The sequence below is a fragment of the Rhodopirellula maiorica SM1 genome, from assembly GCF_000346295.1.
GTDB classification, from domain to species: Bacteria; Planctomycetota; Planctomycetia; order Pirellulales; family Pirellulaceae; genus Novipirellula; species Novipirellula maiorica.
In genome coordinates this window covers 1-618 of sequence record NZ_ANOG01000532.1, presented here as the reverse complement: position 1 = coordinate 618, position 618 = coordinate 1, and the positions used below count along the sequence as shown (strand labels likewise).

Genomic DNA, 618 nt, shown 5'->3' with positions numbered 1-618 from the left:
CCCGCCGCGTGCGGTGTGATCGCTAAACGGTCCGACCAAACCCGATCGGTTGTGCTCACGCGGTGGGGCACCTTTTACATAGGTTGACTTGCCATCGCCGCGTGATCGTTCCGCATTTATCGGGATTACTCCGTAGAGGAAGTCGCAAAACTTTCGATCGACGGCAATCCAACTGGCGCGTTGGGTGGTGACCAAAGAGGAGCACGCACAGCGCATCCAAGAAACGATCGGCAACTACTTCCTCGCTCTTCGATCTGTACCGAGCGTACGAAGGCAAAGAGCCCGAGTTCGAACATAGCCACTAAAGCATGGCATATGCTCGAATGATTTGAACGCTGTCTTTTTGGCGAAGCTTCACGCCGAACGCCTCGGCAGCACCGAGCAAGTCGTCGAACTGCCCGACGCACCGCGAGTCATTGGCGATTATGTGACGTTTATGAAGTTGACCTTCCCAGTCACAACAACCGCACAGGCCTCCAAGGCGACGCTGTCGTCTAAGGACAGGCGGAGTCATTGCTGAGGTGGCGGCACTCGCGGGCGGCTTGTTGATTTAGTGAGCCGCCAAGCGTCAGAGAACGTCCGGCTTAGTGTGACTCTAACAACTCGCATTGTTTTTTA

2 protein-coding genes are annotated in these 618 nt (G+C 55.5%); one reads left to right on the top strand and one right to left on the bottom strand.

The genetic code is table 11. The features are described 5' to 3' along the window. A partial coding sequence (locus tag RMSM_RS42690; RefSeq protein WP_040767568.1) for a hypothetical protein occupies positions 1–195 on the bottom strand: 195 nt, incomplete at its 3' end. On the opposite strand from RMSM_RS42690, the gene RMSM_RS39900 reads away from it, so the two are divergent. Then, positions 185–298: a hypothetical protein gene (locus tag RMSM_RS39900; RefSeq protein WP_315850149.1), complete on the top strand. Its 114-nt coding sequence runs from the start codon at positions 185–187 to the stop codon at positions 296–298. The genes RMSM_RS42690 and RMSM_RS39900 overlap by 11 nt on opposite strands. Positions 299–618: the final 320 nt, after the last annotated feature.